This is a genomic window from Ruegeria sp. AM7 (genome assembly GCF_056535965.1).
The window spans coordinates 2,304,931-2,326,517 of record NZ_JBQFJE010000003.1 but is presented as its reverse complement, the minus strand read 5'-3'; the positions used below and the strand labels follow the sequence as shown (position 1 = coordinate 2,326,517).

Sequence of the window (21,587 nt, the reverse complement as noted above, 5' to 3'; positions counted from 1 at the left end):
CGCGCTAAGACGCAGGCTTGGGCATAAACCTTGCCAAACAGACTCAATCCGGAGAGCGGGCGAATGAAAACCCAAGTCAAAGCACTGGTTGTCGGCGGCGGTGCCGTCGGGACCTCGATTGCATACCACCTTGCCAAGGCAGGCTGGGACGATGTGATGCTGATCGAACGGGACGAGCTGACATCTGGTTCTACGTGGCACGCGGCGGGCTTGTTGCCGCTGTTCAACATGTCTTACGCGACCACCCACATCCACAAATACTCGGTCGATTTCTACAAGACGCTTGAGGAAGAGACCGGCCTGAACGCAGGCTTTGCTGTGGTCGGCAACCTTCGCATGGCGCAGACGCAAGAGCGTATGGACGAATACATGCTCTATGCCTCGACCGCCGAGACCTGTGACGTGGCTTATGAATGGCTGACACCCGAGCAGATCAAGGAACGCTGGCCGCTGATCGAAACCTCGGACCTGAAGGGCGCGATCTATCACACTGAAGATGGCTATATTAACCCCGCCGATGTGACTCAGGCGATGGCCAAGGGTGCCCGTCAGCGCGGAGTTGATATCGTCCGTAAACTGCAGGCCGATGCTTTCCACTGGAACGGCACCCACTGGGAAGTCACCTGCACCAAGATGGTCGAAAAGGGCGGCAACCTTGTCGAAAGCGACGAGCAGGTGGTCATCACGGCCGAACATGTCGTGACCGCATCGGGTAACCACGCACAGCGCACCGCCAAGATGCTGGGCATCAAGATGCCTGCGATCCCGGTCGAGCATACGTTTATCGTCATGGACAAAGACCCCGAACTGGTCAAATGGCGCGAGGCTGGCAACCCCGAGCACCCCGTTGTGCGCGACGCCGACAATGAATCCTATGCGCGCGAAGAGCGCGGCGGCTGGATTCTGGGTATCTATGAACACGGCGCTCCTGCGCGCTTTGAACATGGCGTGCCTGATAGTTTCCGCGCCGATCTGTTCCCGTTGGATCTGGACCGGATCGCCGATCAGTACATGGCGATGGCTGAGCGCGTGCCGTCCTGCGCCGAATCCGGCCTAAAAGACGATTTCAACGGCCCGATCTGCTATACTCCCGACGGCAACCCGCTGGTCGGTCCGGCTCCGGGCCTGCGCAATATGTGGCTGGCCGAGGGCTTCTCGTTCGGGATCACTGCTGCAGGCGGCACCGGCTATTATCTGGCGCAGTTGATGGTTGATGGCGAAGCCGAGATCGACATGGCCTCGTTGGACCCCAAACGGTATTCGTCGAACTGGATGACCACCGAATTCGCGGCGCGCAAGAACGAAGAATGCTATGAGCACGTCTACATCCTGCACCACCCCGACGAAGAGCGTGAAGCCTGCCGTCCGCTGCGTACTGTTCCGGCCTATGACCGCCAAAAAGCGCGTGGCGCACAATTCGGCTGGGTGAACGGCTGGGAGCGTCCGAACTATTTCGGCCCCGTCGATGCGCCTGATAATTTCGACAAGGAAAGCCGCAGTTTCCGTCGCGGTGGATGGTGGAAACACGCCGTGGAAGAAGCCAAGGCGATCCGCGAAGGCGTGGGCCTGATCGACGCGTCGGTCTTCACCAAGCATGTCGTCAAGGGCCCCGGTGCGACTCAGTTCCTGGATTGGTTCACCTGTAACAAGCTGCCCAAGGTCGGTCGTATCAACCTGACCTACGCGCTGACCTCGCATGGGACTACCCGCACCGAATACACCATCGTTCGCAATGGCGAGAACACCTACTACATCGTCTCTGCCGGTGCCTGGACCGAGTATGACGCGGATTATCTGCGCAAGGCGGCCGAGGACAAGATGGAGGAGTTCGGCTACATCGAAATCCAGGACGTGACCACCCAGTGGGGCGTCTTCGCAATCGCCGGACCCAAGTCGCGTGACGTTCTGAAAGAGGTCATCAAGGACGCCGATCCGGAAACCGCGCTGTCCAACAAGCGCTTCCCATGGCTATCGGCCCGTCAGATCGAACTGGGCATGTGCCCCGTGAACGCAATCCGCGTGGCTTATACCGGCGAACTGGGCTGGGAATTGCATCACCCGATCGAGATGCAGAACTACCTGTTCGACCTGCTGGAAAAAGCCGGCGAGAAGCACGGTATGAAGTTGGTCGGCGCCCGCGCCCAGAACTGGCTGCGTCAGGAGAAATCCTATCGCGCCTTCGGCACCGAACTGGGTCGCGATGCGACCCCGCTGGAAGCCGACCTGCCGCGCTTTGTCGACCTGTCGAAAGACTTCTACGGCAAGGCCAAGCTGGAAGAGACCGGTGTGCGCGTGAAGTGCTGCACTCTGCTGATTGAGGGGCCGGACGATGCGGACCCGTGGGGCCGCGAGGCGCTGTATACGCCGGAAGGTGAACGCGTCGGTCGTCTGACCTCGGGCGGTTATTCGGTCGCGTTCGAGAAATCCATCGGCATGGGCTATGTGAAACCTGAGCTGGCGGTCGAAGGCACCAAGCTGCAAGTTAAAATACAGGACAAGCTGTGGGATGCGGTTGTGACCTGCGACAGCCCATATGATCCAAAGAACGAAACCATCCGAAAGGACGGTTGATACAGAGTATCAATTCAGGCGGCGCAAAAATGCGCCGCCTGAAAAAGCCGATTTGGCAGATCAAGCGTTTTCGATCAGAGGCCAGGCTTTTCCACCACAAACGCCAAATTGTTCGCAGGCATCTCAATGGTGTTCACAAGGCTCAGGCCCTGTTCCAGCATACACCCGATAACGTCTTGATCGTTCTTGTACCCGATTTCCGCATCTTGTTGCACCAACGCGTTATGGAACCGTTGGTCACCATCACTGGTCAGTTGCCCTGATCGCATGAAAGGCCCGTAAAGGACAAAGCGTCCGCGTGGGTTCAGGGCCTTTGCAGCCTCAGTCAGAATGGTTTGAGTTTCCTGCCAGCTGATCAGATGCGTCAAGTTGATCAGGACAATCAGGTCGCGTTCACCATACTTTTTATGCCACCCCGCTGCCGTTACATCCAATTCCACAGAGTTGGCAATATTGGCATGCTCGGCAGCATACGTGTCGATGCTTGAGCGGCGCTCGGGCTCAATTTCAGTCGGTTGCCACGCCAAACCTGGCAGTTTTCGGGCGAATGCGCTGACGTGCTGCCCTGTGCCACTGGCAAGCTCCAGTGCATGGCCAGCGGTCGGAGCCCATTCCGCAAGCAGGTCTGATAAGGCTTCGGCGTTGCGGGTGGCCGCCGGGGCGATCATTCGGGCGCCCTCGGCCTGCGTTGCAACACTGGCGTTTGCGGGAAGGGTGCGTTTGCTCATTATCGGAACCTGCAGGGCTTTAGGGCGTTTACACTGTCTGCGTCTAAGTCAGAGGTCGCGCCAGTTACCAAATCTGCAACCAGTTTAGACGCGGCGGGCGATGTCTGGAACCCATACCCGCCCTGACCGGCAGACCAGATAAATGTCGGCTCGGACGGTTCCGGCCCCAGAACCAATGTGCCGTCCGGGGCAAAGCTGCGTAGCCCAGCCCAGTTGGCCTCAAGCCGGGTAACGGGTTCAGTCATCATTTCTTCGTACCGGGCCAGCCCTTCGGCAAGGATCATGTCTTCCGCATAGGCGTCATGTGGCGGCACAGGGGTCGCCTCGGACGGAGAGACAATCAGACTGCCTGCGTCTGGTTTGGCATACCACCCTTCGCCTGCACCCAGCATCATGGGCCAACCTCGCACATCGTAGCCACCCGGAGCTGGAATGCGTGCCATCGATCGTCGCCTGGGACTGATACCAACCGGCGCAATCCCGGCCAAAGCAGCGACCTCGTCGACCCAGGGTCCAGCGGCATTGATGACAAGGCGCGCTTCGTAACGATGTTGGCCGTCAACCACCCAGTTCTTGTGTTTTTTCAGGGACGTGACACGGTTTTTTGTCAGAACCGCTCCGTCATTGCGGCGAATGGTTCGGGCAAAATCCTGCATCAAACGGTCGGTGTCGATGTCGAATGCGGCGTCGCTGATCGCCGCGTGGCTCAGGACCTCTGGGTTCAGGATAGGCACACGCGAAACTGCGTCCGAGTTGGAGATAACTTGCATCGAAAGATCGCTGACATCGCGGTCAAAGGCCTCTTGCTGCGATGCGTTGGCGACCAACATAAGGCCGCGAGGGGTAAGATACCCACCTTCGTGCAGAAACCCGGCGCTGGCCCGGTTCAAAGCAACGACCGATGGAGGACCATAGCTTTCCTCGAACAAGGCGGCCGAGCGGCCAGAGGCGTGGTACCCAAGGGCGTCTTCGGCCTCAAGCACGGCAACTTTACCGAAAGCAGACAGGCGCGCCCCGGTGCTGAGGCCAGCTATCCCTCCACCGATGATGAGGAAATCTATCATGCCGCTTGAATCCTTGAAAAAATACCGCACAGACGAGGCAAGCCGCGCAGCGCATACTAAGCAGGCTTGAATTTGGGCATCAACCCATCCAAACACGTCATATACAATTATAGGAGGGCAGGGTGACAGCCGCAGATTTACACCCAATGGCCACGGGACATATTCCCCACTACGTGGTCCAGGCGGATGGCAGTGATTATCTTTTGACATTCATGTTCGTGTTTACGGTCGGCGTGATCATCTTGATCGGTGTGGGGTATTTCACACTGCATTCGATTCCGGAAAAAATTGCACACGAATCCAATCATCCCCAGTTTCAACTGGTTGGTATTCTTGCCCTGCTGGCCTTGTTTACTCATAACGGCTTGTTCTGGATTGCCGCCATTTTGGTCGCCGGTTTTCAATTCCCCGACGTAGGTGCGCCATTGCGTGCGATTGCCGATGCGATCCGATCTTTGGGTCCGCAGCGTCAGGATCCACCCGTGCCCCCGTCGCCCGAACATCAGGAGCAATAAGATATGCTTGAAACGCTGATGTGTGCACTGGTCACGGTGCTACCGGATTACCTGTTCCGCCGCTTTGTCCAAGGCAAACGGATCGGGCACGAGATCACTCTGTTCACCATGTGGTATGAGCTGCGCTGGGGTCTGACCACCTGCGCCATTCTGGCGCTGACCGTGATCACTACGCTGTTCTATTTTCACCCTGCCAGCAAGACAGCAGCGTCTTACTTTCGTACGGTGACAATCCTGCCGCAATTGGGTGGACGCGTCGCCGAGGTTTATGTGACCAACAACCAGCTGGTTGTTGCTGGGCAGCCCATTTTCCGAATGGAAGATTTCACCCAAACGGCAATGGTCGAGGCTGCCCATGCGCAGATCGCGCAGGTTCAGGCCTCGTTGAAAGTGGCCGAGACCGATCTGGCCGAAGCGACTGCCGGAATTGCAGGCGCCAAGGCCTCGCTGGATCAGGCGATTGAGGACCTTGAGCGTAACACGACTCTGCGCGACGAAGGGTCCAGCGCCGTGCGTCTGGCCGAGATTGACCGGCTGGAAAACATCGTCGCTGAACGCGAAGCCAAACTTGTAGCTGCAGAGGCGAAACGAGCCGCTGTTGTTCAACAGATCGAAGAGCTTATCCCGGCACAGCTTGCCAGTGCGAACGCGCAACTGGACGCGGCCCTGACCGAGCTGGACAAGACCGTTGTTGCCGCAGGTGTGACAGGCCGGGTCGAGCAATTCGGCTTGCAAGTCGGCGATTTCGTAAGCCCCTTGTTGCGCCCTGCGGGCATTCTGGTGCCGTCGCATTCAGGTCATGACCGGTTTCAGGCGGCCTTCAACCAGATGTCGGCACAAGTCATCAAACCGGGCATGGTCGGTGAACTTGGCTGTATGACCAAACCCTTCACCGTTATTCCAATGGTTGTGGTGGAGGTGCAGGATGTAATCCCTTCGGGACAAATCCGTCCATCCGATGAATTGCGTGACGTGCAGGCCAACACCTACCCTGGCTCGATCCTTGTTTACATGGAACCGCTCTACAAAGGCATGGCTGACGACATCCCTCCGGGCAGCAACTGTTTGGCAAATGTCTACACCAGCAATCACGAGAGGCTGGAGCATGAAGATCTGGGCTTCTGGCATGCAGCGTTCTTGCACGTGGTCGATACGATCGGTGTGGTGCACGCAGCGGGTCTGCGCTTGCGGTTGATCCTGATGCCTGTGAACACGCTGGTTCTGAGCGGGCATTAACGACAAATTAGCTACATGGTTACAGAGACGCCCCAAAACATCATAGTTTTGGGGCGTTCTCGGCGCGGGTCTTTCGTTCAAGTGACAGAATATCTTGGGCAGGAAGCAAAGACAGGTTGACGTGTGCTTCAAGCGGGATCAGGCCGCGTAGTTGCAAATCAAGATACCGCAAACAACAGACCCGCAAGAATGACGTAAAATTACCTACATCATGCCCTGCATCCAGGCTTTCATTGTATAGCCTGTGCAACAGTTGGGGCACGGTAAGCTCATCCCTCTCGCTGACGGTTTCAAGCGTACGCCAGAAGAGCTCTTCCAGGCGCACGCTGGTGACCATACCTTCCATTCGGAATGAACGGGTGTGAGAAGCCCAAAGCGCCGGATCGGCATCGATAAACAACTGGCACATTGGCTTCCCCTTCGCTTCAGCGTCCCAGCCGCTCTTTGACGTCGGCCGCGAAGTCTTCGTATCGACGCAATGACTTCACCTCGACCTTAACATGATGACCCATTTTCTGCATGATGGGCAGATCGAACAGAATCCTGTCCAGAGTATCTGGATCTTCGACATCGACGATCGCCGTCACTTTGCGTTCACCGACAACCTTCCACAAGTCTTTGACGACGCCCGCCGACTTCGCGCCCAAGGCGGCTTCGGCCTCTTCTGCCCAGACACCCAGCAGACCTTGCTGGGCCATCGTAGCATCGTATTCAACGTTGAAATTCAGTTGATAAAGCATGTTTTCCTCCGAGTTTTTTGACGCGTTCAGATAAAGCGACCACCTTTTTCGATCACTTCGATTTGATAACCGTCGGGGTCCGACACAAAGAAAAACCGCGCTACGCGCGTTCCTCCGGGACGGAAATCCACGATGTCTTTGGGATAGGCTCCTAGATCACGGATGTGACCATGCATGGCGTCCAGGTCATCGACGACAAAGGCGATGTGACCGTATCCATTACCCAGATCATAAGGTTCACTACGATCTTTGTTTATGGTCAGTTCTAGCTCGAAATCGGAACCTTCCGAAATCATGTAGATCAGGGTAAAGCTCTCAAAGTCGAGCCGATCCTTAACCTTCAGATCAAAAGCTGTCTTATAAAACGCCACGGCCCGGCCTTCATCGATAACCCGGATCATGCTGTGTGCAAGTTTTGCCATCTGCGCACCTCCTGCGGCTTTGTACCGGGCAGAGAACGCGAAGTGGTATTATAGGACTAATACAACCCTGAATTTTTGCTGGGGAAGGCGTGCAACTCGGTTGATGGTTGCCGCCATCAAGGCCAAGGTACACGCAAAAGCAGACCAAGAAAAAAGGCCCGCAAACTCTGCGGGCCTTACAAGTATTAGCTGAGATACTGGTTTACTGCGGAATTTCGCCTTCCAGCCCTTCAACGTAGAAGTTCATGCCAGCCAGGGTACCGTCATCGGCTGTTTCGCCGTCTGCCAGCCAGTCGCTACCGTCCTGCTTTTTGATCGGGCCGGTGAAGGGGTGGTATTCACCTGCAGCCATTGCGGCTTTCAAAGCCAGCGCCTCTTCCTTGACATCAGCAGGTACCGCGTCGGAAATCTCGCCGATAGCGACCATGCCTTCGCGGATACCGTCCCAGGTGTTCGCGCTTTCCCATGTGCCGTCCATCACAGCCTTGGTCCGTGCGATGTAGTAAGGTGCCCAGTCATCAATGATTGACGACACGCGCGGGAAGGGGGCGTATTCGCTCATGTCAGATGCCTGACCGAAGGTGACCACGTTGCCCGCTTCTTGTGCCGCGGCCTGCGGTGCGGTCGAGTCAGTGTGCTGCAGGATCACGTCAGCGCCCTGTTCGATCAGAACGGTGGCGGCGTCAGCTTCTTTCGCGGGGTCAAACCAGGTGTAGGCCCAGATGATCTTGAACTCGACATCCGGATTTACGGCTTTGGCGTGCAGATAGGCCGAGTTGATGCCGCGGATCACTTCAGGGATCGGGTAGGATCCAATATAGCCGATAATGTTCGATTTGGTCATCTTACCCGCTATGTGACCCTGAACCGCGCGGCCTTCGTAGAAACGCGCCGAATAGACCGAGACGTTTTCGGCGGTTTTATAGCCGGTCGCGTGCTCGAACTTCACGTTCGGGAATTTCTTGGCAACGTTGATGGTCGGGTCCATGTAACCAAACGAGGTGGTAAAGATCAGGTCTGCGCCTTCCAGCGCCATCTGCGTCATTACGCGCTCGGCGTCGGGGCCTTCTGGGACGGACTCGACAAAAACGGTTTCAACCTTGTCGCCAAACTCTTCTTCAACGGCCAGACGACCTTTGTTGTGTTCGTAGGTCCAGCCGCCATCGCCGACTGGGCCAACGTATACGAAGCCGACCTTTGTCTTTTCGTCGGCCATCGCTCCCGAAGCCAGCCCGAGCGCCATGGCGGCGCTTGCCAAAAGTGTAGTGAATTTCATGTGGTACTCCCCAAGTTGGTTCAGTTGGCCCCGTCTAGTGCGAGGCATGGAAGGTCCGGCCCAGTGAGGCAGGTGCGCTGCTCTTGTCGGCCGAAAGGATCACAAGCACAAGGATCGTGATGATGTAGGGCGACATTGCCAGATACTCGACCGGAATGGCAACGCCCGCCGCCTGCAAATTGAGCTGCAAAACGGTGATACCGCCGAACAAGTAGGCACCCAGCAACGCACGCCACGGCTTCCAACTGGCGAACACCACCAGTGCAAGGGCGATCCAGCCAACCCCGGAGGTCATGCCCTCGGTCCATTGGGGCACGCGGATCAGGCTGATGTAGGCTCCGCCCAGGCCCGCACAGGCTCCGCCGAACAGGATCGCCATGACGCGAATCTTGATGACCTTGTAGCCAAGCGCGTGCGCGGCATCGTGGTTTTCCCCGACCGCGCGCAGGATCAGACCTACGCGAGTGTACTTTAGCGTAGCCCAAACCGCTGCAGTCAAAGCGATGCCGACATAAAGGATAGGGTCATGCTGGAACAGGATAGGACCGATCACCGGAATATCGCTGATCACCGGGATATGGATATCTCCCATGCTCGGGGGTTTGCCGCCTACATAGCTTTGCCCCATCAGAGCGCTAAAGCCGAGTCCGAACAGGGTCAGGGCAAGACCGCTGGCGACCTGGTTGGCCAAGGCCACCTGTGTCAGCACCACAAACAACAATGACAGAACCGCGCCGCCAATGGCTGCCGCGATAAAGCCCAGCCAAGGTGACCCGGTCTCGACCGAGATCGCAAAGCCACTGATCGCGCCGACGATCATCATGCCCTCGACGCCAAGGTTCAAAACGCCTGCTTTTTCAACAACCAGCTCTCCGATCGCGGCCAGCAGCAGGGGGGTTGCGGCCACCATCAAAGAGGCGACCAGAAGGACGGGGTTAATTTCACCAAGGTCCATTACGCCACCTCGCTACGTGCCGCACGGATGCGGTAGTTTGTCAGAAGATCGAAAGCCAGCAGGAAGAACAGAAGCATCCCCTGGAACACCTGAATTGCAGCGGCGGGCAGGCCCAACTGAGACTGCGCGATTTCACCGCCGATATAGGTCAGCGCCATCAAGCCGCCGGCCAACAGGATACCCACCGGGTGCAGGCGGCCAAGGAAGGCTACAATGATCGCGGTAAAGCCATATCCCACGTTGAAGTCGATGCTAACCACGCCCGACGGGCCTGAGACCTCGAACATCCCCGCCAGACCGGCCAGAGCGCCGGACAGGCCCAGACAAAACAGGATCAGACGGGCTGGGTTCACACCGGCAAACTTCGCAGCGCGCGGAGCTTCACCGGTCAAACGGATGTGAAAGCCCAGCATGTGCCGGTTCAGAAGGACATAGGAAAAGATCACTGCGATGAGGGCTGTCACGACGCCCCAGTGCATCCCAGATCCCGCGATCAACTCGGCATTATGCGCACTGTCATAGGATTGCAGATTACGCGATCCGGGAAAGCCAAACCCCTCGGGGTTTTTCAACAAGCCAAGCGACATCGAAGCCAGCATCTGCTCGGCAACGTAGACCAGCATCAGAGAAACAAGGATTTCGTTGGTGCCAAAGCGAACCTTCAGAAAGGCCGGGATCATCGCCCAGAGCCAGCCACCGAATGCCCCCGCGATTACCATGATCGGAAAAATGTAAAACGCGTCCAGAGGGTAAAAGGCGAGACCCGCACCGGCCCCAAATATGGCGCCCATGATATACTGCCCCTCGGCCCCGATATTCCATATGCCGGCACGGAAACCCAGCGACAGACCAATGGCGATCAGCACCAAAGGCGCCCCTTTCACCAGCAGCTGCGGGCGGTAATAGAATGCAAACTCACCGAACAGGGGTTCCCAGAAAATGGTGCCGATGGCCTCGACCGGGTTCTTCCCCAGAATGGCGAACAGCAGCCCTCCGAATACCATTGTCGCCAACACCGCGACCAAAGGGGTGGCATAAGACCACGCCTTGGACGGCTGTGGCCGTTTCTCCAACACAATCATCCGCTCATACCCCTGTTTTCGTATTTTTCTGTAATAGCTTAGACATGGGCTACCTCCATGCCATGCGCGCCGCCCATCATTAGGCCTATCTCATCCACGGTAAGGCCCGTAGTTGGTCGAGGCGCGCTGAGGCGACCTTCGTTGAGGGCGGCGAAACTGTCGGAAATCTCCATCAGTTCATCCAAATCCTGACTGATACAGACAACCGCCGTGCCCTTGGCTGCTAAATCCAGAATGGCCTGCCGGATCGACGCCGCAGCTGCCGCGTCCACGCCCCAAGTCGGTTGATTCACCACTAGCACATCCGGGTTTTGTAGCACCTCGCGCCCAATCACGAATTTCTGCAGATTGCCGCCGGACAACGAGCGCGCGGCGTTTTCCGGGCCTGGCGTGCGCACGTCGAAGGCGCTGATGATCTTTTCAGCGAAACTTTTGGTCTCGGCCCATTTCAGGAAGCCATTGTTTTCTAGACCTTCCCGAACCGATCCAGTCAGTAAGGCATTTTCCGTAAGGCTCATGTCCGGTGCTGCCGCATGACCCAGACGTTCCTCGGGCGCGGTTAGAACGCCCAGTTTGCGACGCGTAGTTGGCCCTAGCAAGCCGATGGGCTGACCGTTGAACTTGATCGCATCAGCTGCGGTGGTGATTTCGCCCGACAGAACGCCCAGTAATTCATCTTGCCCGTTGCCTGCGACACCGCCGATGCCCAGAACCTCGCCCTTGCGGACTATCATATGAACGTTGCGCAGCGCAGTGCCGAACTCGGACGGCGAAGGCACAGATAGCCCGCTGACATCCAGCGCGACTTCTCCGAAGTCACGCCCCGACCGTTCGGGCGTTTGCAGGGTCGAGCCGACCATCATCTCGGCCATGTCCCGCGCTGATGTCTCGGCCGGTACGCATTCGCCCACATTCTTTCCCAGACGCAGAATTGTGGCGTGGTCACAAAGTGTGCGGATTTCTTCCAACTTATGAGAGATATACAGGATTGAGGTGCCTTCGGCCCGCAATTTGTTCAGCGTTTCAAACAGGATTTCGACCTCTTGCGGGGTCAATACGCTGGTGGGTTCGTCCATGATCAGCAGCTTGGGGTCCTGCAGCAGACAGCGGATGATCTCAACTCGCTGGCGTTCACCTGCCGACAGGTCGCCGACGGTGCGATACGGGTCCAGCGGTAAGCCATAGGTCTCGGAGACTTCGCGGATACGCGTGGCCAGATCGCTCATCTTGGGCGGGTTTTCCATCCCCAGCGCGATGTTTTCGGCCACGTTCAACGCGTCAAACAGCGAGAAATGTTGGAACACCATCGCGATCCCGTCGGCCCGCGCCGCGCGGGGTTCCGCCGGAGCAAAAGGCTGGCCGCGCAGCAGCATGGTGCCGCTGTCGGGTTTCACCAGCCCATAGATCATCTTGACCAGCGTGGACTTGCCCGCGCCGTTTTCGCCCAACAGGGCGTGTACTTCGCCTTCGCCGATATCAAAGGACACCTGATCATTGGCCACGACGCCGGGATAAGCCTTGGTCAGCCCTTGCAGACTTAAAAGTGGAGTGGTCACGCGCTCTGGTCCTTCTTCAGTTCGTTCTGCCAAGCCGGGCGCAGTAGTTGCGCGGCGACGCCAATGGCGATCATCTGCGGGTGTTTGCCCAGACCGGGATCGCCAATCGGGCAGGTGATCTGCCTGATCCGTTCGGGGGAATGGCCAAGGGCTGTCAGCCGCGACCGGAATCGCGCCCATTTCGTAGCCGAGCCGATGAGGCCAGCAAAGCCAAAACCATGCGTCAAAAGGCGATTACACAGTTCCAGGTCCAGATTATGTGAATAAGTAAGCACAAGATGCTCGGCATCGGGTGGGGCGTGCCGGACTAGAGCGGTGGGTTTGGGCGTTGGAAACGGGGTGACACTGGTCGGGATCTGAGTCGGAAAGCGTTCAGGGCCGGTATCGACCCATGTGATTGCAAGATCGGGCAGGGGCGACAGCACATCAACCAGCGCCCGCCCCACATGGCCTGCGCCCCAAATCCATAGCTGCCGGGTCGGTTTGTGAACGGGTTCGACCATCCAGCCGTCGATCAATTGCGGCTCGGGCGCGATGCCCTGCGCGCGGGCTGCGGCCAGCAGGCGCTTGACCGAAAGGGGCATATCGCCGCCTGATGGGGCACGTGCGATGACTGTCTCATCCAGCGCATCCAACGCGTGTTGGTCGTAAACCTCGCTCAAAAGCGAGACCGCCCCTCCGCAGCATTGGCCCATATCGGGGCCAAGCGCATGGTGGGTCAGTCGCATTGGGGCGGACTGCGCCCGTGCGGCGAGCGCCGCCTGATGCTCCAGCGTACCGCCACCGATCGTGCCGGACTGGCCGTCCGCCCAAACCAGCATGGCGGCGCCGACCTCGCGCGGGGACGAGCCTTTGATGGCAGCGATGACCACGCGGGTCACGCGCCCGTGGGTTTTGACCGCCTCTCGCAGAGCTTCAAGGTCAAATCCCATCAGCTGCCGCCTTTCATGCGCTGGACACCGTGCCAGAGTTCCTCTGCCGTGGCGGGCGCGTTCAGGGCCGGGTAACCGTCCCCGCTGGCCGCCACTGCGTTCGACAGGGCTAACCACGCAGAAATACCTAGCATAAAGGGCGGTTCACCAACCGCTTTTGACCGATAGATCGTGTCCTCGCGGTTCTCGCCGCCCCACAGCGAAACGTTGAAGATATCGGGCCGGTCGGAACAGGCGGGAATTTTATAGGTCGACGGCGCATGGGTGCGCAGGTTGCCCTTGCCGTCCCAGACCAGTTCCTCGGTCGTCAGCCAGCCCGCGCCTTGCACATAGCCGCCTTCGACCTGCCCGATATCCAGCGCGGGGTTCAGCGAGGCCCCCGCATCATGCAGAATATCGGTGCGCAGAATGCGGTTTTCGCCGGTCAGCGTGTCCACCGCGACCTCGGTGACAGACGCGCCGTAGGCAAAGTAAAAGAAAGGTCGCCCCCTGCCTGCGATCCGGTCCCATTCGATCTTGGGCGTTTTGTAGAAGCCGGTCGCCGACAGGCTGATGCGGCCCTGATAGGCCAGAGCGGCGGCTTCGGCGAAGGTATAGCGTTCCTCGCCAACTAAGACATGCCCATCCGTGAAGGTCACAGTCGCGGGATCGGCCTGGTGCCGTTCGGCCAGATAGTCCGTCATCCGGTCGCGGATCGTGTCACAGGCGGCTTTCACAGCCATCCCGTTCAGATCGCTGCCCGAGGACGCTGCCGTGGCCGAGGTATTCGGCACTTTGGCGGTATCGGTGGCGGTGATCTTGACCATCTCTAACGGGATGCCGAACCGCGACGCGGCCACCTGCGCGACCTTCTGGAACAGGCCTTGTCCCATCTCGGTCCCGCCATGGTTAAGATGGACCGAGCCGTCCTGATACACATGCACCAGCGCGCCCGCCTGATTCAGGTGGGTCAGGGTGAAGGAAATCCCGAACTTGACCGGAGAGAAGGCGATACCCTTCTTGATCACCCGGTTCTTTGCGTTCCACTTGGCGATGGCGGCCTTCCGCGTGGCATAGTCGCTGGACTTCAGCAGCGCTTCGGTCATGCCGTGCAGCTCGAAATCGCTGACCTCCATGCCGTAGGGCGTGGTGTTGCCTCCGGCAGGCAGGGGGCGCACGGGGGCATTCCCGGTTTCCACAGCACCCCGGCTAGTCAGGTCTTCGTGCGGGTCGGGATGACCCAGTGGTTTCTCGTGCAGCGGCTGATCGGCCACTTTGTGCGCGGGCTCATAGTAGTTGCGGCGGCGCAGTTCGACCGGGTCCAGCCCAAGCGAATGCGCGGCGTGGTCCATGACACGTTCGATCCCGACCATGCCCTGCGGCCCGCCGAACCCGCGGTAGGCAGTCGCAGATTGGGTGTTGGTCTTCAGGCGATGGCTTTCGATCCGGGCATTCGGCAGCAGATAGGCGTTGTCCGAGTGCAGCATCGCGCGGTCTGCGACAGGCAGCGACAGGTCCTGCGCCCAACCGCATATGACGTAGTGATGGAACGAGACACCTTGAACATGGCCGTTCTCATCAAACCCGGCTTTATAGGCGATACGGAAGGCGTGGCGCTTGCCGGTGATGATCATGTCATCATCGCGGTCGTATCGCATCTTGCAGGCCTTGCCGGTGGCGCGGGCGGCGATGGCGCAAGCTACCGCCAGAGCGTTGCCCTGACTTTCCTTGCCGCCGAACCCTCCGCCCATCCGACGGGTTTCGACCCGCACTGCGTGCATGGGAACGCCCAAAGCATCAGCTACTTTGTGCTGAATCTCGGTCGGGTGCTGGGTCGAACTGTGGACCAGCATGTCCGCGCCTTCATTGGGCACGGCCAAAGCGGCTTGGCCTTCCAGATAGAAATGTTCCTGCCCGCCCAGTTCAAAACTGCCTTCGATCACGTGGGACGCCCTGGCAATCGCAGCCTCCGCGTCGCCCTTTGTATAGATGCGCGGGCCGTCCTCGAACCGGCTGTCGGCGGCCAGCGCCTCTTCGATGGTCAGGATCGGCGTGTCTTCGGCATAGTCGATTTTGCCCAGCCGTGCGGCCTTGCGGGCGGCCAGATGGCTGGTCGCCACCACCAGAAACACCGGCTGGCCGATATAATGGACCGTGCCGTCCGACAGCAACGGCTCATCATGGATCGAGGGCGAGACATCATTGGCAAAGGGCAGGTCATCCGCCGTCATCACCTGCACCACACCCTCGGCGGCTTTCACCGCCGACAGGTCCATCGCGGTGATCGTGCCCTTGGCAATCGGGCTGAGGCCAAAGGCCAGATGCAGCGTGCCTTTGGGCGTTGGGATATCATCCACGTATCGCGCAACGCCTGCGACATGCAGCGGGGCTGCGTCATGGGGGAGGGGTTTGGTCACGCTCATGCCGTCACCTTCAGTACGTCGGTCACTTCGCCTTGATCTTCGAGGAAATACCGCTCCAGCATCGCCTTGGCGGTTTCCAGACGATAGGTGGCCGAGGCGCGCATATCCGTGAGTGGTTGGTAATCGTCAGCAAAGGTGGGCAGCGCGGCCTGAATGGTCGCAGCGGTCCAGGGTTTGCCGATCAATGCGGCCTCGACATGGGTGGCCCGCTTCGGAATGCCCGCCATGCCGCCAAACGCAATGCGCGCCTGGCTAACGAGGCCGTCCGTGACGGTGATGTTGAAGCAGCCACACACGGCTGAGATATCCTGATCGAACCGCTTGCTGAGCTTGTAGCATTTCAGGTGATCGGGTTGGCGTGCGAAGCTGACGGCCTCGACAAATTCGCCGGGCGCGCGGTCCTGTTTGCCGTAGTCGAGGAAGAAATCTTCTAGCAGGATCTGACGGCGCGTATTGCCTTTGCGCAAGTGCAGAGTTGCACCAAGGGCGATCAACGCGGGCGGGTTGTCTCCGATGGGGGAGCCGTTGGCGATATTGCCGCCCACGGTGGCGGCGTGGCGAACCTGCACGCTGGCATAGCGGCGGATCATTTCGGCGTATGACGGGTGGAGATCGGCCAGCGCCGCGCCCATCTGGTTCATGTCGACCATGGCCCCGAAGCGGATCTCACCCTCGGTTATAGTGATGTTCTTGAGGTCGTCGCAGCGGTTCAGGAAAATCACCGGGTCCAGATCGCGCAGCTGTTTGGTGACCCAGAGGCCCACATCGGTCGCTCCGGCAATCAAGGTGGCCTCCGGGTGATCTGCGTAGATAGCAGCCAGTTCGTCCGACGACGTGGGCAGCATTGGTTGGGCAGCGGCATCCACGGGCGCGTCCTTGACCCAGACTGGTACAGGCATTGCCTCGATAGCCGTGGCAGCGCGGATGATCGGGGCATAGCCCGTGCAGCGGCACAGGTTCCCGGCCAGTTGGGTGTCATGGTCGGTCGCGCCATTCGCGTGGCTGGCGACCATCGACATGACGAAGCCCGGTGTGCAGAAACCGCATTGCGATCCGTGCAGATCGACCATCGCCTGCTGCACAGGGTGCGCCTCGCCATTCGGACCGCTTGCGCCTTCGGCGGTGCGCACGGCCTTACCGTGCAACTGGGGCAGGAACAGGATGCAAGCGTTCAAAGCCTTGGCACCGCCCTCATCTGTTACCATCACGGTGCAAGCGCCGCAGTCGCCTTCGTTGCAGCCTTCCTTGGTGCCGGTCAGGCCGCGATCCTCGCGCAGCCAGTCCAGCAGGGTGGCGGTCGGATCGATATCCGACAGCTCCACTGTCTCTCCGTTCAGAAGAAACGTGATGTTCATGCGTGAAACCCGTCGCCTTACCCGGTTGCGCCCCTGCGGCCCTCCTTCGATGCGACGTAGAAAGAGTGGCGGGCGAATAGCTTGCCGTCAGATGTTAGAAATAGCTCACCCGATCTGGCAAGAAAAACTGCCTGTGGGATGTACCATTACACCGGACGGCGATGAATTTGAAATTGGCGTCTACCGCACAGAGCTTTGAAATTAAAGTGTTTTGCCTTCTTGGGCCGTTGCTGCTGCCGAAGCACCTTCTGGAAAAGCCGAATAATCCAAGCTGATTTTTTAGGCATTCCATCTATGCGGTTCCCGCTTTTGCCGCGCGCCTGGCTGAGATAGCTTGGGCTTTATGAGCAACACCCCCCGATTCATCCACCTTCGCGTTCACACTGAATATTCCCTGCTGGAAGGGGCCGTGCGGCTGAAAAAGCTGCCTGGCCTGTGTGAAAAGGCCGATATGCCCGCCATCGCCGTTACTGACACCAATTCGATGTTCTCGGCGTTGGAATTTTCCGTGACCGCCAGCGGGGCCGGCGTGCAACCGATCATGGGCTGTCAGGTCGATCTGACCTACCTGCAAGCGCAGCCGGGGGAAAAGCCCAAAGCGCCCGCGCCGCTGGTTCTGCTGGCGCAGTCCGAGGCCGGGTACGAGAACCTGATGAAGCTGAGTTCCTGCCTTTACGTGGACAAGGGCGGGCAGTTGCCGCAGGTCACGTTGGAGGAGCTGGCGGAACGCTCGGACGGGTTGATCTGTCTGACCGGTGGGCCGGACGGGCCGGTGGGGATGCTGCTGCAACAGGGCCAGCGCCCAGCGGCTGAGGCTTTGGTGGATCGGCTGGCCGGGATGTTCCCGGATCGGCTGTATGTCGAATTGCAGCGCCACCCGGGCGAGGGTGGCCAGCCCGAGGCCGAACGTCTGACCGAGCGTGGCCATGTCGAGATGGCCTATGCCAAGAACTTGCCTCTGGTCGCCACCAATGACGTCTACTTCCCGACCACCGACATGTACGAGGCGCATGATGCGCTGATCTGTATCGCCGAGGGCGCCTATGTCGACCAACAGGACGGTCGCCGCCGCCTGACCGCGCAGCATTATTTCAAGTCGCAGCAGGAAATGGTGACGCTGTTCGCCGATTTGCCCGAAGCGATTGAGAACACGGTCGAAATCGCCAAGCGTTGTGCGTTCATGGCCTATCGTCGCGATCCGATCCTGCCGAAATTTGCCGATGATGAAGTGGCCGAACTGCGCCGCATCGCCAAAGAGGGCCTGCAGAAACGTCTGGCCGTGATTCCGCATGCGGTGACGCCCGAGGAGTATCAGGAACGGCTGGATTTCGAGCTTGGGATCATCGAAGGCATGGGCTTCCCCGGCTATTTCCTGATCGTTGCGGACTTTATCCAATGGGCCAAGGATGAGGACATTCCGGTGGGGCCCGGGCGAGGCTCGGGCGCGGGTTCGCTGGTGGCTTATGCGCTGACGATCACCGACCTTGATCCGTTGCGTTACAGCTTGCTGTTCGAACGGTTTCTGAACCCCGAGCGGGTCTCGATGCCCGACTTCGATATCGACTTCTGCATGGATCGTCGCGAAGAGGTGATCCGTTACGTGCAGCAGAAATATGGCCGCGACAAGGTGGGGCAGATCATCACCTTTGGTGCGTTGCTGTCCAAGGCCGCCGTGCGCGATATCGGGCGTGTGTTGCAGATGCCCTATGGGCAGGTGGACCGCCTGTCCAAGATGATCCCGGTCGAGGGCGTAAAGCCTGTTTCCATCGAAAAGGCGCTGAAAGACGAACCCCGCCTGCGCGAAGAGGCGCGCAACGAAGAGGTGGTGGACCGGCTTCTGACCTATGGCCAACAGGTCGAGGGGCTGTTGCGGAACGCTTCGACCCACGCGGCGGGGGTGGTGATTGGCGACCGGCCTCTGGACGCGCTGGTGCCGCTGTATCAGGATCCGCGATCCGACATGCCTGCGACCCAGTTCAACATGAAATGGGTGGAACAGGCCGGGCTGGTTAAGTTCGACTTTCTGGGCCTGAAGACGCTGACCGTGATCCAGAACGCGATGGATATCATCTTCAAGTCCGGGCGACCTTTGCACATCGCGGCGGATGGCACGGAACTCTATGAACCCGCCGATGGGGCCGAGAACCAGATCAATGCCATCCCGCTGGATGATGAGGCGACGTACAAGCTCTACTCGGCGGCCAAAACGGTGGCGGTGTTCCAGGTGGAATCCTCGGGGATGATGGATGCGCTCAAACGCATGAAACCCACCTGTATCGAGGATATCGTGGCCCTTGTGGCGCTGTATCGTCCCGGCCCGATGGAGAACATCCCGACCTATTGCGAGGTCAAGAACGGGCTGCGCAAGATCGAGTCCGTCCACCCGTTGATCGACCACATCCTTGAGGAAACGCAGGGCATCATCGTTTACCAGGAACAGGTGATGCAGATCGCGCAGGTCATGGCGGGGTATTCGCTGGGCGGCGCGGATTTGCTGCGCCGCGCGATGGGTAAAAAGATCAAAGAGGCGATGGATGCCGAACGCCCCAAGTTTGAAAAGGGCGCGGGCGAAAACGGCGTGGATGCCAAAAAGGCCAGTGAGGTGTTCGACCTGCTGGAGAAATTCGCCAATTACGGCTTCAATAAATCCCACGCGGCGGCTTATGCGGTGGTCAGCTATCAGACCGGCTGGCTGAAGGCGAACCACCCGGTCGAGTTCATGGCTGGTGTCATGAACTGCGATATTCACCTGACCGACAAACTGGCCGTCTATTTCGAAGAGGTCCGCAAAGGGCTTGAGTTGCCCTATGTGCCGCCCTGTGTGAACCGGTCGCTGGCGACCTTCGATGTGGTGAACGGAGAGCTTGTCTATGCGCTGGGCGCCCTGAAAAACGTGGGCGTCGAGGCGATGAATCTGGTCGTTGAAGGACGCGCGAAAAAGCCCTTTGTGAACCTGTTCGATTTCGCCCGCCGGGTTGATCTGAAAAAGGTCGGCAAACGCCCGCTGGAAATGATGGCGCGGGCTGGTGCGTTCGATCAGTTGGACAAGAACCGACGCCGCGTGTTCGAAAGCCTTGATCCTCTGGTGCAGTATTCGGCGGCGATCCACGAACAGAAAAACTCGAACCAAGTGTCGCTGTTTGGTGAGGCGGGCGATGACCTGCCCGAACCGCGCCTGTCGCCCACGCCCGATTGGCTGCCCGCAGAACGGCTGAGCGAGGAATTCAAGGCCATCGGCTTTTACCTCTCGGGCCATCCGCTGGACGACTATATGCCTGCGCTGAAACGCAAGCAGGTCATGACACTGGACGAGGTGACGGAAAAGGCACGTTCGGGTCCGTTCATCGCCAAGATGGCCGGTGTTGTTGCCGGTCGACAGGAGCGGAAATCGGCGCGCGGCAACCGGTTTGCCTTTGCGCAGCTTTCGGACCCCAGCGGTGCGTATGAGGTCACGCTGTTCTCGGAAACGTTGGAGAAATCGCGCGAGTATCTGGAAACTGGAGCGCAAGTTGTATTAACCGCCGAGGCCACAATGGAAGCTGATCAGCTGAAACTGCTTGGCCGCTCTGTCGGCCCGGTGGATACGGTCGTGGCCGAGGCGGGTGCGACCGGCCTGCGCATCTTTGTGGACGAGGAACAGGCCCTGCCTACCGTGGCCAAAGTGCTAGAGGACGCGGCTGGCGCGGCCAAAAACGCCGCGCGCGGGCCTATCCAATTGCTGCTGATGGCGCCCGGATTGCCCGGCGAGGTCGAGATGGATCTGGGCCAGAACTTCCCCATCAATCCGCAAATTAAAGGCGCGATCAAATCGCTGGAAGGCGTGATGTCGGTCGAGGAGTTCTGACCCGCCTTTTGTTGCCAGACACAGCCCCTCGGGCTAGGCTGACATTGGTCGGTTTCGGGCCAAAGGAGGATTTGACATGGTGATTTTAGGTCTCGGGTTCAGAACTGTTGCGCTTGCTGCTGTGGCGTCGTTGGCATTTGCCTCGGCAGGGGTGGCTGATGACAAGAAGAAAAAGAAAACGATCGAAGGCGCCGTGATCGGGGCCGGTGTGGGCGCGTTAATTGGAGACGGCAAGGGCGCCGCGATCGGTGGTGTGGCCGGTGCGATTGTCGGGCATAACTGGAAGTGAATGTTATGACCTCAAAACCTTTGAAAATCGTAGTTTGCGCCGCGTTATTGGGTGTTCCGACAGGTGTTATGGCGGATGAGGCCGCAAGGCGAATGGTGCAGGATGCCTTGCCGGTGATGCATTACACATGCGCTTCGATTGCTGAAGAAGCGGATGAAGATGAAGCCTTTGTCGTCACCGTGGTCGAGAAAATGACTGCGCTTTCGCTGCATAACAGGCAGGTCGATATCGCGGATCATGCGACCACGGACGAGGAAAAAGCCCAGTTGCGCGAGGCTTTTATCGCCGCCCTCTCTGCAGGCTGCGCGGCAGACAAGAACGCCCTTTTGGGCGGTGTGGTCGATAACGCAGTGAAAACGACGTTGGGGCTATAAGCAGTCAGTAATGCGGCGGGCGTTCGTCTCCGAACACAACTCCGCCGGAGCCTTCCTGCGCCCGTTCAGCCTCGCGCTGCAACAGCATCTCGACGCGCCGGGTCAGGCGATCGATCTCGCTTTGTTGGGTTGTGACGACCGTGTTCAGCTCTTCGACCGTGCGGGTCAGGTGGGCGATCTGTTCTTCCAGATGCTGCATGGGGCTCTCCTTTGGGCGTGGTCATAGCGGCATGGGCGGGCCATGAC

Annotated in this window: 19 protein-coding genes; 6 read left to right on the top strand and 13 right to left on the bottom strand. The window is 59.1% G+C overall.

Annotated features, from left to right (window positions below; all coding sequences use genetic code 11):
• Positions 1-63: 63 nt before the first annotated feature.
• Positions 64-2,571, top strand: a complete 2,508-nt coding sequence (locus tag ACR3EG_RS15570) for a GcvT family protein (RefSeq protein WP_480496717.1) — start codon at positions 64-66, stop codon at positions 2,569-2,571.
• A gap of 74 nt (positions 2,572-2,645) precedes the next feature.
• On the opposite strand, the gene ACR3EG_RS15565 is transcribed toward ACR3EG_RS15570, so the two are convergent.
• Both ACR3EG_RS15565 and ACR3EG_RS15560 read right to left on the bottom strand, forming a co-directional pair.
• On the bottom strand, positions 2,646-3,299 hold the full coding sequence (locus ACR3EG_RS15565) for a DUF938 domain-containing protein (protein WP_480496718.1): 654 nt from the start codon (positions 3,297-3,299) through the stop codon (positions 2,646-2,648).
• Complete coding sequence (locus ACR3EG_RS15560) at positions 3,299-4,363, bottom strand: NAD(P)/FAD-dependent oxidoreductase (RefSeq protein ID WP_480496719.1); 1,065 nt, start codon at positions 4,361-4,363, stop codon at positions 3,299-3,301. The genes ACR3EG_RS15565 and ACR3EG_RS15560 overlap by 1 nt, the downstream gene beginning before the upstream one ends.
• Before the next feature lie 122 nt (positions 4,364-4,485).
• Here ACR3EG_RS15560 and ACR3EG_RS15555 point away from each other — a divergent pair, with 122 nt between their 5' ends.
• Both ACR3EG_RS15555 and ACR3EG_RS15550 read left to right on the top strand, forming a co-directional pair.
• Positions 4,486-4,878, top strand: a complete 393-nt coding sequence (locus ACR3EG_RS15555) for a hypothetical protein (RefSeq protein WP_348539078.1) — start codon at positions 4,486-4,488, stop codon at positions 4,876-4,878.
• Between the two features lie 3 nt (positions 4,879-4,881).
• Entirely contained in the window at positions 4,882-6,114 is a 1,233-nt protein-coding gene (locus tag ACR3EG_RS15550; RefSeq protein WP_480496720.1) for an HlyD family secretion protein, read from the top strand.
• A 40-nt stretch (positions 6,115-6,154) separates the two neighbouring features.
• On the opposite strand, the gene ACR3EG_RS15545 is transcribed toward ACR3EG_RS15550, so the two are convergent.
• The 10 genes from ACR3EG_RS15545 to xdhA form a co-directional block, all read right to left on the bottom strand.
• The gene (locus ACR3EG_RS15545; protein WP_480496721.1) at positions 6,155-6,523 is read right to left on the bottom strand and encodes a ribbon-helix-helix domain-containing protein; all 369 of its coding nucleotides are present in this window, start codon (positions 6,521-6,523) and stop codon (positions 6,155-6,157) included.
• 16 nt (positions 6,524-6,539) lie between these two features.
• Positions 6,540-6,854 carry a muconolactone Delta-isomerase family protein gene (locus ACR3EG_RS15540; protein WP_170352262.1) on the bottom strand — a complete coding sequence of 105 codons (315 nt, stop codon included), beginning with the start codon at positions 6,852-6,854 and terminating at the stop codon, positions 6,540-6,542.
• A gap of 26 nt (positions 6,855-6,880) precedes the next feature.
• Positions 6,881-7,276, bottom strand: a complete 396-nt coding sequence (locus ACR3EG_RS15535) for a VOC family protein (protein WP_480496722.1) — start codon at positions 7,274-7,276, stop codon at positions 6,881-6,883.
• A gap of 202 nt (positions 7,277-7,478) precedes the next feature.
• Positions 7,479-8,552, bottom strand: a complete 1,074-nt coding sequence (locus ACR3EG_RS15530) for a BMP family ABC transporter substrate-binding protein (RefSeq protein WP_170352264.1) — start codon at positions 8,550-8,552, stop codon at positions 7,479-7,481.
• Positions 8,553-8,586: 34 nt separating this feature from the next.
• The gene (locus ACR3EG_RS15525) at positions 8,587-9,507 is read right to left on the bottom strand and encodes an ABC transporter permease (RefSeq protein WP_480496723.1); all 921 of its coding nucleotides are present in this window, start codon (positions 9,505-9,507) and stop codon (positions 8,587-8,589) included.
• Complete coding sequence (locus ACR3EG_RS15520; protein ID WP_480496724.1) at positions 9,507-10,589, bottom strand: ABC transporter permease; 1,083 nt, start codon at positions 10,587-10,589, stop codon at positions 9,507-9,509. The genes ACR3EG_RS15525 and ACR3EG_RS15520 overlap by 1 nt, the downstream gene beginning before the upstream one ends.
• Positions 10,590-10,627: 38 nt before the next feature.
• Positions 10,628-12,145 carry an ABC transporter ATP-binding protein gene (locus tag ACR3EG_RS15515; protein ID WP_480496725.1) on the bottom strand — a complete coding sequence of 506 codons (1,518 nt, stop codon included), beginning with the start codon at positions 12,143-12,145 and terminating at the stop codon, positions 10,628-10,630.
• Positions 12,142-13,077: a xanthine dehydrogenase accessory protein XdhC gene (xdhC, locus tag ACR3EG_RS15510; RefSeq protein WP_480496726.1), complete on the bottom strand. Its 936-nt coding sequence runs from the start codon at positions 13,075-13,077 to the stop codon at positions 12,142-12,144. The genes ACR3EG_RS15515 and xdhC overlap by 4 nt, the downstream gene beginning before the upstream one ends.
• Positions 13,077-15,479: a xanthine dehydrogenase molybdopterin binding subunit gene (gene xdhB, locus ACR3EG_RS15505; protein ID WP_480496727.1), complete on the bottom strand. Its 2,403-nt coding sequence runs from the start codon at positions 15,477-15,479 to the stop codon at positions 13,077-13,079. The genes xdhC and xdhB overlap by 1 nt, the downstream gene beginning before the upstream one ends.
• The gene (gene xdhA / locus ACR3EG_RS15500) at positions 15,476-16,834 is read right to left on the bottom strand and encodes a xanthine dehydrogenase small subunit (protein WP_480496728.1); all 1,359 of its coding nucleotides are present in this window, start codon (positions 16,832-16,834) and stop codon (positions 15,476-15,478) included. Before xdhA ends, xdhB begins: the two co-directional genes overlap by 4 nt.
• Positions 16,835-17,177: 343 nt before the next feature.
• Here xdhA and dnaE point away from each other — a divergent pair, with 343 nt between their 5' ends.
• The 3 genes from dnaE (at position 17,178) to ACR3EG_RS15485 (ending at position 21,341) form a co-directional block, all read left to right on the top strand.
• Positions 17,178-20,678 (top strand): DNA polymerase III subunit alpha, encoded by a 3,501-nt coding sequence (gene dnaE / locus ACR3EG_RS15495; RefSeq protein ID WP_480496729.1) that lies wholly within the window; start codon positions 17,178-17,180, stop codon positions 20,676-20,678.
• A gap of 76 nt (positions 20,679-20,754) precedes the next feature.
• A complete protein-coding gene (locus tag ACR3EG_RS15490; protein WP_480496730.1) occupies positions 20,755-20,967 on the top strand; it encodes a YMGG-like glycine zipper-containing protein in 213 nt (70 codons plus the stop codon).
• A gap of 5 nt (positions 20,968-20,972) precedes the next feature.
• Positions 20,973-21,341, top strand: a complete 369-nt coding sequence (locus tag ACR3EG_RS15485) for a hypothetical protein (RefSeq protein WP_480496731.1) — start codon at positions 20,973-20,975, stop codon at positions 21,339-21,341.
• 4 nt (positions 21,342-21,345) lie between these two features.
• On the opposite strand, the gene ACR3EG_RS15480 is transcribed toward ACR3EG_RS15485, so the two are convergent.
• Positions 21,346-21,540, bottom strand: a complete 195-nt coding sequence (locus tag ACR3EG_RS15480) for a SlyX family protein (protein WP_170352274.1) — start codon at positions 21,538-21,540, stop codon at positions 21,346-21,348.
• Positions 21,541-21,587 lie beyond the last annotated feature (47 nt).